This window comes from Microvirga medicaginis (genome assembly GCF_052658925.1).
Window position 1 is genome coordinate 1 of sequence record NZ_JBQWEL010000043.1, and the last position, 14,387, is coordinate 14,387.

Below are 14,387 nucleotides of genomic sequence, written 5' to 3' on the forward strand. Positions count from 1 at the left end.
GAGCGATAAGCTGCCGTCCTATGGGGCCGCCAAACGCGAGCTGGGGCTTTCAGCTCATCGTGAGCAGGGCCGCCGTAAGAACAACCGGGCGGAGAACTCGCACCAAGTGGTGCGACGACGAGAACGGAAGATGCAAGGGTTCACGTCGGCGGGGTCAGCCCAGCGCTTCCTCTCCACCTATGCTGCCGTTTACAACACGTTCAACCTCCAGCGCCATCTCATTTCCCGCCGGACTCTGCGCCGCTTCAGAACCGCGGCGGAAGCCCAATGGCATCAAGCGACAGTCGCTGCTTAATGAGATCGACCTTCAGCTCCTTTGCTGCTTCACTTCAGTTCCCGTGACAGAGCCTTGTTCTCCAACACCTTGACGGTACCCTCCGAGCTTACTGGTTAGCCCGATCCTCTTTGTCAGGCAGATCGACAGGAGCAACATAATCGAACAGCTTCCTAACCGTCGCGCTCGGGAAGACGGTGGTGCGGCCAATGCCGTCAGCGATCCGCCAGTTGGAGCCGGTCAGACTAAAGGCGATCCGCAGCCCCCGGCCTTCCGCTTCCGTTTCAGCCAGTGCCATCCTCGATGCGGAGCGACGCCGTCCCAGGTTGGCGACACATTTTCGTTAGCGGCGTCTCCCTTTGTCCTGCGTTGTTTCATCTCCATCCTTCCAGGCCCCCGCTTGCAAGGGGCCGCTTGCCATCCCGGCTCAGGCGCTCCCACCGAAGGGCATCGTCAACTTACGCCAATCGGAGCAGTTTGGGCGGGTCATCCACCCCTCTAAGCCACTGAAAGTACGTGACCTGCCTCGGGCTAAAAATCTGCATAAAGCAGGGAAAACCCGTTAGGTTGACGATGCCTCCGTTCTCCCGTTCTCTGGACAACGGAGGCCTCCGGGCAAAGAGCAGCGGCACTCTCCCAAGTGCACATCAGATGACGTAGAAGTCAGCATAGGTGAGGGTTGGCTTGGTTGTGAGCTTGGCGAACAGGGTCGCTTTGTAGGTTGTGCCTGATCCGTCCTGGTCATAGTACAGGTAGCCTGTGGACTTGTCGTAGAGGATGCGATCATCCGCCTCCTTGGCAACCTTGCCCAACTGCAGCGCGCCCTTGGCCAGCGTGCCAGTCGTTTTCAGACCGCGGAACACCGCATTTTCCAGCCTGATCGTATCGTCGGCGGCCACAAAGTCCCGAACGGTATCTACGTTCGCGGTGGCGCTCAGGGTGGTGTCGAACACGAAGGTGTCCTTGCCTTTCCCTCCCGTGAGCACGTCATTGCCGGCTTTGCCGGTGAGATAATTGGCGCCCGCGTTGCCGATAAGGGTGTTGGCGATCGAATTGCCCGTCAGGTTGATAGTTGTCGTGGCGCTTGCGCTGATGGTGCTCAAGGTCTCCACGGAGGCTGATGCGCCCAGGACATGGCTCGTGCTGGCATACACCGTGTCGGTGCCGTATCCGGCCGCCTCGATCACTTGATCGAGCGCGCTGTCGACATAATAGATGTCATTGCCGCCGTATCCGTAAAGCGTGTCGGCTCCCATCTTGCCGTCAAGGCGATTGGCCCCGGCATTGCCAAGGATGATATTGGCGGTCGAGCTGCCGGTGAGATTAATGGCGGTCGTGGCGCTGGTGTTGGTGGTACGCAGCACTTCCACCTCTGCCGATGCGCTCAGGGCATAACTCGTGCTGGCATATACCGTGTCGGTGCCCTGACGGGCCGATTCGATCACCAGATCGAACGCGTCGTCGACGAAGTAAGTATCGTTGCCGGCATCTCCGTAGAGAATGTCGGCGCCGGCTCGCCCATCGAGCGTGTCGTTGCCTGCGGCACCATAAAGGACATTGCTGCTTTGATCGCCAGTGAGCGTGTCGTTCCAGGATGATCCAGCGATGTTTTCAAAATTGGTGAATACATCACCGATGGCGTCGCCGCCCGAGGCTGATCGCGTGGTAAGGTTGACGGCGACGGCAGCGGACGACCCGGCATAGCTCAGCGTGTCGGATCCCTCCTCGCCATCAAGCTGATCCGCTCCTGCGCCACCCAGAATGACGTCATCCCCGCCATTGCCCTCGAGGATGTCGGCCCCAGCGCCGCCATCAAGCACGTTGGCATCAGCGTCGCCCCGCAGGATGTCGTCATAGGTGCTACCGGTCAGATTCTCGATCGAGACATAGACGTCGTCCTGCGCATCGCCCTCATTCAGGCTCTGGCCGGACAGATCCGCCACGATCCCTGAGCCCGCGAAGGCATAACTGGCCGTATCGAGGCCGTACCCGCCCACGAGAGTATCGGCACCGCTGCGCCCCTCCAGCGTGTCATCGCCGTCGCTGCCATCAAGGACGTTGTCCCCGGCATCGCCGCCCAGGGCGTCGCTGCCGTAGGTGCCGGTGAGATTCTCAATCCCGTCATACACGTCGCCGGAGGCGTCGCCGGTGTTCCGGCTCGTGTCGGCCAGATCAGCGATCAGCCCGTCGTAGAACGAGAAGGAGTTCTGATAATCAGCGGTGTCCGTCCCCTCGCCGCCGACGAGCGTATCGGCGCCATACCCGCCTGCGAGCACGTCGTCTCCGGCACCACTCGCCAGGATGTTGTCGCCGTAGTCGCCTCGCAGGATATCGTCATGGGCGCTGCCGATAAGGTTCTCGATGGAGGCATAGCTGTCGCCGGCGGCCCCGCTCGTATTGAGATACGAGTCCGCCAAGTCCGCAACGATGCCGTCTGCGGCGTCTTGGTAGGAGGCGGTGTCGATCGCCTCCCAGCTGCCCTGGAGAACGTCGGCACCGTCGCCGCCAATGAGAATGCTGCCGCCAGCACCGGCCATAAGGGTGTCGTCACCAGCGCCGCCGACGAGCAGATTGTGCCCGTTGCCGCCGTCGAGACTGTCATTGCCGTCGCCGCCATAGAGCGTGTCATCGCCCGCATCGCCGGATAGCACGTCGTTGCCTGCACGGCCTTCGAGGATATCATTTCCCTCCCCGCCGGTGAGACCATTGTCGCCGCTGTTTCCGGAAAGCGTATCGCTGAAGAGGCTGCCGGCTACGTTCTCGATCGAGTCATAAGTGTCGCCCAGGGCATCGCCTGAATTCAGGCTCGCGTCGGCGAGGTCGACGGTGACGGAGCCAGCCGCGCCCGCATAGGAGGCGGTGTCCGATCCATCACTGCCCAGAAGGCTGTCTCCGCCCCCGCGGCTCTCGAGGATATCATCGCCCGCGCCGCCATCGAGGACGTTGCGGCCCGCATCGCCGCGCAGGACGTCCGTATAGGCGCTGCCGGTCAGGTTCTCGATGGAGGTGTAGACGTCGCCCTCGGCTTCGCCCGTGTTCTGCGAGGGATCGCCGAGATCCGCGATCACACCCAGGCCGGCCCAGTCCATCCCGGCATGCGCATAGCTCGCGGTATCCGATCCCGTGCCACCGATCAGGGTATCGGCGCCGCCCCGGCCTTCCAGGATGTCGTCGCCATCCCCGCCGTCGAGCACGTTCGCGGTCCCGCCCCAGTACCAGTAGAAGTCCGCATCCCCGCGCAGCACGTCGTCATGGGCGCTGCCCCGCAGGTTGTACACGGACAGGAAGGTGTCACCCGCCGCCTCGCCAGTGTTCGCGGCCGTGTCGGCGAGATCGACGGAGACGCCCATCGCCGCGTGCTCGTAGGAGACCGTGTCGGCGCCGCCCCAATCGCCGACGAAATGATCGGCCCCGTCGCCGCCTTCGAGGAGATCGGCTCCCTCATCACCGATGAGCGTGTCGTTCCCGTCCCCGCCCTGCAAGGTATCGTCGCCTGCGCCGCCCGAGAGCACATTGGCCCTGGCATCGCCACGCAGGTCGTCGTCGTAAGTGCTGCCGGTCAGGTTCTCGATGGAGTCGTAGCTGTCGCCCGCCGCCTCGCCGGTGTTTCGGGTGGCATCGGCGAGGTCGGCGACGACGCCATCCGCCGCACTCCCGTAGCTCGCGGTGTCGGAACCCGCGCTGCCGACGAGGAGGTCGCCGCCCCCGCGGCCCTCCAGCACATCGTCGCCCGCTTGGCCCTCCAGAAGGTTCGCACCGCCATCGCCTCGTAAGGTATCGTCGAAGGCGCTGCCGCGCAGGTTCTCGACGCCGTCGAAGACCGACTGGCTGTAGACATAGTCGGAGGCCCCGATCACGTTCGTGAGGTCCGCCGTGACGCCATAGGCCTCGTTCTCGTAGCTTGCGGTATCTGAGCCCGCACCGCCCACCAGTGTGTCGTAGCCCCAGCCCCAGCGGCCCTCGAGCACGTCGTCACCCGCACCGCCATCCAGGCGGTTCGACGAAGAATTGCCCATCAGGATGTCGGCGAAGTCCGTGCCCACGACATTCTCGATCCCGATGAGGACGTCATTCTGCGCCTCGCCGGTATTACGGGACGCGTCCGACAGATCGAGCACGATGCCACTCGCCGCGTGCGTGTAGCTGGCCGTGTCGTCGCCATAGCCACCATCGAGCGTATCGGCGCCCACGCCTCCTTCGAGGGTATCGTTGCCTTCGCTCCCCGACAGGATGTTGTCAGCGGTATCGCCGCGCAGCAGGTCGTCATAGGCGCTGCCAAGCAGAACCTCGATGGAATCGTAAGTATCCCCAGCGGCATCACCGACATTGTTCGAGGGCGTGCCGAGATCTGCCGTGACTCCCGCATCCGCGTCCTGGTAGCTCGCGGTGTCCGTGCCGACGCCGCCGACGAGGTGATCGGCCCCGTCGCCGCCGATCAAGAGATCGGCCTCCGAGCCGCCGTCCAGGGTATCGGCTCCCGCGCCGCCCCGGATCACGTCGAGCCCCGCTCCGCCGACCAAGAGGTCATCGCCGTCGGCACCATCGACCCGGTCGTCCATGTTGCCGCCGGTGAGCGTGTCTGAGAGATGCCCGCCGGTCAGGTTGTTGCTATGCGTTAGGGTGCCGGTGACGTCCAGGTGCTCGATGCCGGAGAAGTCGACGCGAGTGCTCCACCAATAGGTCATGACGGAGCCGATTGCACCGTTCAAAGAGGCTCCGTAGCCATCGTTCACGCCCGAGTAGTCGAGCACGAGCGTGTCCTCGCCGGAACCGCCGTCAACGCTGTCGACGCCTGCTCCGGCATTGATCGTATCGTTGCCCGCGTCCGTCGCGATAACATCGTTCATGCCGTAGGTGGCCGTGGAGATGAAGTCGTCTCCGGTGCCCGTCGTCAGCGTCAGCCCTTCGATGTGCGTAACCTGGGTGCCGTTCGACAGCACGACCGGGCCGGTCTGGCTGTCCACCGCCGAGAACACGACGGCCGTGGCAACATCCGACAAGTCGGCCTGCCAGCGGTCATCCCCCGCCCCACCGTCCACCACCTCGTTCGATCCGGACCGGGTGTTCAGGGTATCGTTTGCGTTGCCGCCGATCAGGGTGTCGCTGAGGAGACCGCCCGTGAGGTCGTTGGAATACCTGAGCGTGCCGGTCACGTCGAAGCGCTCGATGCCTAAGAAATCGATCCGGTTGGCCCACCAGTAAGTCTGGATGAGGCTGGAGCCGTTGAGTACGGCACCGTAGCCTTCGTCGATCATGGAATAATCCACGATCAGGGTGTCGATGCCCGTGCCACCATCGACGGAATCAACGCCACGTCCGGTGTTGACGGTGTCGTCGCCGGCACCGGTCTGCACGCTGTCGTTCAGCCAATAGTCATTGGTCGAGATCTCGTCGTTTCCGGAACCGGTCTTCAACGTCAGCGCCTCGACATTCGAGACCTGCGTGCCGTTGGACAGGAGCGTGGCCGCGTTCTGGCTGCCGGCAGCCGAGAATACAATGGCGGTATTCACGTCGGAGAGGTCCGCGACCCAGCGGTCGTTCCCCGCCTTGCCGTCCACGACTTCGTTGATACCCGTGCGCGTGTCGAGCTTGTCGTCAGCATCGCCGCCGATGAGCGTATCGTCGAGAGCGCCACCGTGCAGGTCGTTACCGTGCGTGAGCGTGCCGGTCACGTCGAAGCGCTCAATCCCGGTAAAATCGACGCGGTTGCTCCACCAATAGGTCTCGATCAGATCGCCCCGTGTCATCGAGGCACCATAGGCGTCGTCGACCATGGAGTAGTCGACCACCAAGGTATCGATCCCATCACCGCCATCGACCGCGTCGACGCCACGCCCGGTATTGACGGTGTCGTCGCCGGCACCGGTCTGCACGCTGTCGTTCAGCCAATAGCCGTCGGTCGAGATCTCGTCGTTTCCGGACCCGGTCTTGAGGGTAAGGGCCTCAATGTTGGAGACCTTTGTCCCGTTGGTCAAAACAGTGGTTGCATTCTGGCTGTTTTGGGCGCTGAACGTGATATCGGTCGAGGCGTCGGACAGATCTGCGACCCACCGGTCGTTGCCTCCCTTACCGTCCACCACCTCGTTCGTACCTGAGCGCGTATCGAGCGTATCATCCGCATTGCCGCCGATCAGGGTGTCGTCGAGGCTCCCCCCGTGGAGGTCGTTGCCCCGCAACAGCGTGCCCGTGACGTCAAATCGCTCGATCCCCGTGTAGTCGATACGGGTGCTCCACCAGTAGGTCTCGATGTTGGACCCTCTGCCCATCCATGCGCCATAACCGTCATTGACCATGGAGTAATCGACCACCAGGGTATCGATCCCATCACCACCATCGACGGAATCAACGCCACGCCCGGTATTGACGGTGTCGTCGCCGGCACCGGTCTGCACAGTATCGTTCAACCAATAGACGTCGGTCGAGATCTCGTCGTCGCTGGTTCCGGTCTTGAGGGTCAGCGCTTCGATATTGCCGACCCTCGTTCCATTGGACAGAACAATGGTCGCGTTCTGGCTGTCCGCGGCCGAGAAAACGATAGCGGTTTCTGCCGTCGAGAGATCCGCGAGCCAGCGGTCGTTGCCTGCCTTGCCGTCCACCACCTCGTTTATGCCCGAACGCGTATCGAGGATGTCATCCGCATTGCCGCCGATCAGCGTATCGTCGAGGGCACCGCCATGGACGTCGTTTCCATGTGCGAGTGTGCCGGTGATGCTGAAGCGCTCGATGGACGTGAACTCGGTTCGGGTTGTCCACCAGTAGGTTTCGATACTGTCTCCCCGGCCCATCCAGGCGCCGTAACCATCGTTGACCTGCGAATAGTCGATCACGAGGGTATCGATACCGTCTCCGCCACCGACGGTATCCACTCCACGGCCGCCAGCAAGCGTATCGTTGCCGTCGAGGCCCGACAGGGCATTGTTGGCGTCGTTGCCTGTCAGGCTGTTATCGAGAGCGTTGCCGGTGAGATTGATGGCGCGGAGGTGATCCGCCAGGGCAACATTCTCGACACTTGCACTCCAGCTCGTATCAAGGGAGAAAGTGGTGCCGTTCACAAGGGCGCCAGTCTTGAGGATGATCTGGTCGATACCGCCGTTCGCCGTCTCGACGACGCGATCCCCCATGCTGTCGAAGACATAAGTGTCGTCTCCGGCACCGCCGCGGAGTTCATCGGCTCCCCCCGCCCCGTCCAGGGTGTCGTTGCCCTCGGTGCCGATGATCAGGTTATCCAAAGCGTTCCCGATTCCTAAGCGGGCGCTTCCCGTGAGTTCGAGTTCCTCAATATCAGCCCGCTCAGACGACCCCAAGAGCGAGTAATCGATCGAGGCGACGATCCGGTCGCGGCCGCCGGCCTGTCCGTCGCCATTCTCGTCGACCACATCGGAAAGGCTGTCGACCAGATAGAGATCGTCTCCCAATCCGCCGTACAGGACATCGTCGCCGGCACCGCCATCGAGAGTGTCGCTTCCGTATCCTCCGACGAGCACGTCGTTGTTGTCTCTGCCGGCGAGGTTGTCATTGCCATCCAACCCGACGAAGATATCGACGCCGCTTGCGCCCGACATCGTGTCGGCAGAGCGCGAACCTTCGATGATCTCGATGCTGGCATAGGTATCACCCTCGGCATCGCCGCCGTGACTCTGCTCTGCCGCAAGATCGATGTCGACGCCGTCGAGCGACGTCGCGTAGCTTGCAATATCGAGACCATTCCCACCGTCGAGCACGTCAGCGCCCGCGCCGCCGGTCAGCACGTCATTCCCCTCGCCACCCAGAAGGGTGTCGGCGCCGTCCCGGCCTTCCAGAAAGTCGCGTCCGGCATCGCCGGAGATGCTGTCTCCGGCCGCACCTCCGTAGAGGATGTCGCCGCCGTCGCCGCCAGACAGAGTGGCCGCTATGTTCAGATCCTCAGCGAGAACGATCGAGTCGTCCTGCGCGTCTCCATTCCCGACAATGCCGGAGACATCACCGAGATGTTCCGTATGGCCGAAGCCCACGACCGTCACGCCGCCCGGGCCGCTGCCGATCTGGACGGATTCGTAGCCGTCCGTTTTGTCCGCGATGTCGCGCTCCCCGGCACGATCGCCGATATTGAGCACGAGATTGCCGTCAATGATATCGCCTAGTCCGGGAGGCGGCGGAGGAGGAGCACCCTCGACATCTGCGACCGGATTGTCGGAGAAGGTGAAACTGCCCACGACGATGCGAGGAGAGTTGTAGCGCCAGACGTCCCAGCCGGCCACGTTGACGTAGGCCGCAAAGCCGGCCGTGATCTGACCCGAAGCATCGAAGATCGCGAAGGGATTGGTCAGGAGGGCGTTCGCCATCTCATCGAGATAGATCCTGCCGTCCTCGGGCGAGCCGTTCACGTCGTCGTTGAGGTTCAGGAAAATCTGCCCGGCAATGTTGCCGCCGCCACCCACGGACGCAAGATAGATGGAGGCCTCGATCGCGAGCTCTACGGCTGCGGAGAGAGACAACTCGGGCAGATCGACGCCATTCGCGACCTGGTCGCTGACATAGAACCCGTTGAAGATCGAGGTGTAGTCCTGGAAGCCACTCTCCACGAACTGCAGCAGACCGCGGGTGTCGTATCCGAAGGCCATGTCGATTGCGAGTTCCAGAGCTCCGGCGAACTTGACGTTGATGCCGGGAATGATCGGAAAGATGCCGAGATCGACGAGATTGCCTGTCGGATTGCCATAGGAGTCGAAGTCGCCGAAGCCGATGTCGAGTGCCGGCAGATCGAGGCTGAACAGATTTGCATTCCCGCCCAGAAGGAGCTTGAAAGCCTCCATGGGATTCGTGAGGATCGGGAATGCGAAGCTCGTCCCGGAGAACATGTCCTGGAGGATCTGCTGGCCCGTCTCGCCGGTTTGGGGATCCTGTTCACTGAAGCCGCCCAAGGTGAGACCGCCCAAGAATCCGGAAAGATCGGCTGCGGCGGCGGTGACGGTCGGGACAACCTTGCTCATTTCAAAAGCGGCATCGCGGATGTCCGCCAGGATCTGGAAGGAGCCCAGATCGTATTGGTCTGCTCCAAAATTCTTGCCCTGGAAGAACTCCGCCCATTCGACGATGTCATCGACCAGCTTGATGAACTGGAGCGTCGACCCGAGATCCAGGCTGGGATTTGCGAGCTTGACGAAATCGATGAGCGTGATTTTGCCATCGCCGACATCGTGTCCGCCCTCTGTCGCACCGGCCTTGTCGAGAAGGCTCTGCCATTCAGGGACGATCTTCAAGAAGGTGAGATCCGTCTTAAAGACGGCGAGCGCCTGATGGATGGGCTGCAGCACCGGATCGAGTTGGTCCAAGATCGGACGGATGAAGTCTTCGACGAACGTGCCGAAGTCGTATCGGACGTTGTTGAAAGCGACAGTCGGCGCGCCTCCAAAATTCGAGTTGGTGTCGTTCGGGTCGACGATGTTGCTGCTGAACGCCCAATCTACGGCGAGATCCGCGCTCATCTTGGGGAGCGCAGCGTCGCCCATATCGGTCGAGAGGTGAAGATCGAGATTGGCGTTGCCGGAGAACTTGGCATCGAGCATGTCGTTGCCGAGTTCGGACAGGCGCAGCTTGCCGTCGGCATCCTTGATATCGACGGCAAAACTGCCGGTGAGCGACGACCCCTGATCGACCGCGGCGAAATTCAGGAAGCCCAAGGTGGCATCGGCCGCCAACCCCGGCGTGGTGACCGAGAGGCCAAGAGCCAGCTCGGGGCTGCCGCCATTGGTCTGCAAAAAGAAGCTGTCGGGCGTCGTTCCGTCCACGCCAACCGTGAAGTCGAAGCTGTAGGAGATCTCCGCCGTTGCTTCTCCGGCCGTCTGGGCATTGAGTCCGAGCCCGGCGAGGCCGAAATCGGCGGCCAGGGACTGGCTATAAGTGAGGACCTTGTCCGTCGTGAACGCGAGGGTCACCTGCCCTCCGTTGATGATGGCGTCGACGGCCGCCCCGATGAAGCCGGCCTGGGCCATGGCTTCGTTGATCTTCGCCTCGACAGCCGTCTCGAGATAGGTCTGGGCATTGGCCAGCTCGTGAATCGCGCCGGTGATCGCGTTCTTGAGCGTCTGAATGGTGTGAAGCGCCTCCGTTCCCTGATCGAAGGCCGCCTTCAGTTCGTCGCCGACGATCGGGATGTCTTCCGCATAGACCTCTAGCGCCAGGGTGCTTTCGATCTTCGCCAGCACCTGATCGATGCCGGTCGCGAGCGCCTGAAGATCCTCAATGGAAAACGTGTTCGTGCCTGCGTCCGCCATCCCTGCCCCCGAAGATGTGTCAAGCGCTCATGTATTCACAGCGCGATAGTGCTTGGATTTTCTTGCTGCGCCACGATGGAGAAAGCTGATGACGGTGGCGCTGTGCCGATTCGTTAAGCCGCCGTCCCAGACCGATATTGCCGTTTTCAGGGTGGGCTTTTCCGGGATCGCGAACGAAAAGTCGTCGACACGGCTCGGGGCAACAGATGCGCGTTGTTCATATCCCGGATCATCGGCAATCCACGTCCTCGGTCGATCTTATTAGCTCACTGAGCTATATTTGAGAGCCCAGCTAGCCGTCAAGCGATTAGGTCGCTAATGGTTGTCCGTCTTTCGTGTGAGGTTCTCGGCAGATGAGGTCCTGGTCTGGAACGGCGCCGCTCCGGCGGTGCCTGGCTGCGCTGCTGCTCGTCGGCTGCTGGCTGGCGATCAGCCCGATCACCGCGCATGCGGAGACCAACCCTTCGGGACAGGGCTCGGACACATTTTTTCTTGGTCCGTCCGTCGATCATCTTCTCGACCCGACGGGCGCTCTCGGTATAGACGATCTTGCCAAGCGGGACGACCTGTTCACAAGGGCCGATGGCCATACGCCGAACCGGGGCGTAAGCCCCTCCCCTCAGGCGGCGTTCTGGCTGCGCGTTCACGTGCCTGCCCTCGCGACGGATCGCGACTGGGTCCTCTCTCTCGACGAGACCCGCATCGTTCGGGCAATTCTCTACAGACAGGGGAGTGAAGGCTGGGTGTCGCAGGAATGGAGCCTACGCCATCAAGGCGCCGCCGATCGCTCATCCCTCAGCTATCCCAATTTCCGGCTGCGGGGCGAGGACATCGCCGATCAGGTGCTCCACCTGAGGATTGAAACCACGTCCTCCATGCGCGCCATGCTGTGGCTGGAATCCGAACACGCCTTTCTTGAGGGACACGATCAGCAGACCTTCGCAAGCGGTATCCTGGTCGGCGTGCTGATGGGCCTTCTCGTCTATCTCCTGGCCATCGGCCTTGCGCTCCTGGACGGATCGCTGCTTCGCCTCTCCATCCTGGTACTGATCTTCGTCGTCTACTTCATCAGCGACCGCGCCCTTCTGGAGACGTTGGTGGTCCCGGGCGCGTTCGGCCTGTCCCGCGCCGTCTCGCTGTCGAGCAGCCTTCTGATCTTCCCGGCCTGGCTGTGGTTCGAGATCCATTACCTGAAGCTTCGCACCTATCTGCCGCGGGCCGCAACGGCAGGGACAATCATTGCGCTCGCAGTTGCAGCCTGTGCGATCGAGGCCACCATCGAGAATATCCTGGGCATCCGGGTGATGCGGCTTTATTCCTCCTATATCGGCCTGGGGTCGCTCGCCTTCGGCCTGGGGCTGGCGGTCCTGGCCGTTCGGTACAAGCGGCGGGATGCCCTGATCTTCATCCTGAGCTGGAGTCCCGCGATCATTGGAGGTTTCGCGCGACTGTCGCTCGATGCCTTTCCCAAGCTCGGCCCGACCCGGCTGCTGGCGAATGCCGTCTATTTCGGGGTCGCTCTCTCCCTGTTCGTGTTCGGCATCATGACCTCCCTCGATCTTCAGGCGCGGGAACGGAGGCTTCGCGCCAAGGCCGAGGCCAGCGAGTCACGCTTTCGCAGTTTCGCCGACAGCGCCTCAGATACGTTCTGGGAAACCGATCGCGCCGGCCGGATCATCTCCATCACGGGCTCTTCCGGGGACGTCGCGGACCTGAAGGTCGGAGCCGAGCTCTCCGCGCGCCTGCAAGCCCATTCGGTCGAGGCGGAACGTCCGTCCGCGACCCTGCTCGGCGAGTATCTCGCCCAGCGGCGTCCATTCCGGTCCGTTCTCCTGAGCTTGAGGGCCACGTCAGGAGCGTTGCATTATGCGAGCTTCAGCGGAACGCCGGTCATCGGCGAGAATGGCGAATATCTCGGCCATCGCGGGGTCTTGAGCGATGTCACGGAAGAAACCGTCTTGAGAGAGCGCCAGATCCAGCAGCAGAAGATGGCGGCGCTCGGCCAGCTCGCGGGCGGGATCGCTCACGAGATCAATAATCTTCTTCACCCGATCCTCAATCTCAGTCGGCGCGTGCGCGAGCACCTTTACGGGCAGGACGAGCTCTATTACCAGATGGGCCTTGTAGTGGACGCCACCATGCAGGCCCGGGAGATCGTTGCGAATGTCCTCACCTCGGCGAGGCCCAGCCTGCAGGCCAGTCCGACCCTTCCTTTCCGAGAGGCCCTCGTGCGGTCGATCGAGTCGGTGCATCCGCTCCTTCCGGCATCCGTGACCCTGCAGGTCGACCTGTGTGGTGACAAGGGCCTTTCCGTGCCCGCTGGCGAGGTGCTGCAGATTGTCAGTAATCTGATCAGCAATGCGGTGCACGCGGTTCATGGTGCTGGAACGATCACGATCACCACCACGATGGACAAGGAGACGCGGGCGCTCATCTTGTCTATCGCCGACGATGGCGAAGGCATGGATGCCGAGACACGCCGGAAGGCGCTCGAACCCTTCTTCACCACCAAGGCGCCATCCGGAGGGACGGGCCTCGGCCTTCCTCTGGTCTACGGCATTGTGAGTGGCTGGGGCGCATCCATTGACATCGTGTCGGAGCGCGGCCAAGGCACCACAATCGCCATCCGCATCCCTCCGACGTTGCAAGCAAAGGAGACGAGACATGGACGAAGCTAAGGTGAGATCATACCGGGTCCTTGTCATCGACGATGTGCTGGGAGTCCGGGAGTCGATCCGTATCGCCCTACAGGATGCAGGCTTTCATGCCGTCGCGGCAGAGAACGGACAGCGCGCGCTCGATCTGCTGGCGGGTGGCGGCTTCGATGCCGTCGTGACCGACATCTGGATGCCGGAAATAGACGGCCTGAGCCTGATTAAGCGCCTGCGGAACGAGCAATCCGGCCTTCGGGTGTTCGCCATGACAGGCGGGGGCCCGCGCATGACGATCGAAACCGCTACGGCGCTCGCGGAAATCTGGGGCGCAGAGAGGGTCTTCCTAAAGCCGTTCGACGAGACGCTGCTAATCACAGCACTTAAAGAGGCCCGGTCCTAGCTCGTCGTTGGGAAAATCGCGTCCACCCTCCATACACAATGTGCTAGAGCATCGTTGAGAGCGGAACCGAAGGTCCGCGTCAGCGAAGACCGGACCCACTTTTCCGCACGATGCGCTAGTCACTGCTGTTCGCATCGTCGACCTGATCTGCTTGCAGACGACGTAGGATCGCCTCCAATGCACTGGCAAGGGCAATGCGTTGTGCTCCATCGAGTTCTTCAATGGCTTCCGAGAGCCGGTTGAAGGGATCTTTGCCCAAGAGAGCACGCCCGGCGCTCGTCAGTTCAACTTGCCTGGCTCGCCCGCGTCCGCGCCCCTCGACATTGGCTACGTATCCTTTCATCATCAGGGTACGAACTGTCCGCGTCACAGGGCCGACCGCAAGGCCCTGGAAACGAGCGAGTGCACTCGCGGTCCGTTGCGCTGGTTCAGCCCATGCAAAATAGCGAAGGGCGGCCCACTGAGCCGGGAACAGATCGGCTGCGAACCCAAGCGAGTGCAAAGCCCGTGAGGTCTGGTCGAGGAGACGCGCAAGCGCCGCCGCCGGGATCAAGCGTTTTGTTGGCACATCTAACTCTGAGTTCTCGGAACACTGCTACACTTATGCCGCAAGAAATACAATTATGTCACCTGCAGAACCAAGACTCCCAAGATCCTGCTACTCCGACAGATGCGATTTTTGAATCGCGGTGTACCGTCCGGTTGCCGGGCAGACGGCATATTGCTGCAGGCTACCGCAATGACGGAGCAAGACGATGCGCTTATTACTTTGCCTCTAAGAGTATTTGACCAGAGCGCAGGGGCTT

6 protein-coding genes are annotated in these 14,387 nt (G+C 62.0%); 3 read left to right on the top strand and 3 right to left on the bottom strand.

The features are described 5' to 3' along the window. On the top strand, positions 1–295 hold a 295-nt coding region (locus ACUXUR_RS26430), incomplete at its 5' end, for a DDE-type integrase/transposase/recombinase (protein WP_445505330.1). A gap of 88 nt (positions 296–383) precedes the next feature. Here the strand turns inward: ACUXUR_RS26430 and ACUXUR_RS26435 are convergent. Both ACUXUR_RS26435 and ACUXUR_RS26440 read right to left on the bottom strand, forming a co-directional pair. Continuing rightward, on the bottom strand, positions 384–572 hold the full coding sequence (locus ACUXUR_RS26435) for a hypothetical protein (RefSeq protein ID WP_445505331.1): 189 nt from the start codon (positions 570–572) through the stop codon (positions 384–386). Between the two features lie 349 nt (positions 573–921). Further along, entirely contained in the window at positions 922–10,527 is a 9,606-nt protein-coding gene (locus ACUXUR_RS26440) for a hypothetical protein (RefSeq protein WP_445505332.1), read from the bottom strand. Between the two features lie 353 nt (positions 10,528–10,880). On the opposite strand from ACUXUR_RS26440, the gene ACUXUR_RS26445 reads away from it, so the two are divergent. Both ACUXUR_RS26445 and ACUXUR_RS26450 read left to right on the top strand, forming a co-directional pair. Further along, positions 10,881–13,205, top strand: coding sequence for an ATP-binding protein (locus ACUXUR_RS26445; RefSeq protein ID WP_445505333.1), 2,325 nt, complete (start codon positions 10,881–10,883; stop codon positions 13,203–13,205). Beyond that, positions 13,192–13,581 carry a response regulator gene (locus ACUXUR_RS26450; protein WP_445505334.1) on the top strand — a complete coding sequence of 130 codons (390 nt, stop codon included), beginning with the start codon at positions 13,192–13,194 and terminating at the stop codon, positions 13,579–13,581. The genes ACUXUR_RS26445 and ACUXUR_RS26450 overlap by 14 nt, the downstream gene beginning before the upstream one ends. A 115-nt stretch (positions 13,582–13,696) precedes the next feature. Here ACUXUR_RS26450 and ACUXUR_RS26455 read toward each other — a convergent pair whose 3' ends face one another. Further along, positions 13,697–14,149, bottom strand: a complete 453-nt coding sequence (locus ACUXUR_RS26455; RefSeq protein ID WP_445505335.1) for a MarR family winged helix-turn-helix transcriptional regulator — start codon at positions 14,147–14,149, stop codon at positions 13,697–13,699. Positions 14,150–14,387: the final 238 nt, after the last annotated feature.

What these genes read in the sequence shown, in the direction of transcription:
- ACUXUR_RS26435 (WP_445505331.1), bottom strand. Translation starts at nt 572, where the DNA reads ATGGCACTGGCTGAAACGGAAGCGGAAGGCCGGGGGCTGCGGATCGCC.
- ACUXUR_RS26440 (WP_445505332.1), bottom strand. Translation starts at nt 10,527, where the DNA reads ATGGCGGACGCAGGCACGAACACGTTTTCCATTGAGGATCTTCAGGCG.
- ACUXUR_RS26445 (WP_445505333.1), top strand. Translation starts at nt 10,881, where the DNA reads ATGAGGTCCTGGTCTGGAACGGCGCCGCTCCGGCGGTGCCTGGCTGCG.
- ACUXUR_RS26450 (WP_445505334.1), top strand. Translation starts at nt 13,192, where the DNA reads ATGGACGAAGCTAAGGTGAGATCATACCGGGTCCTTGTCATCGACGAT.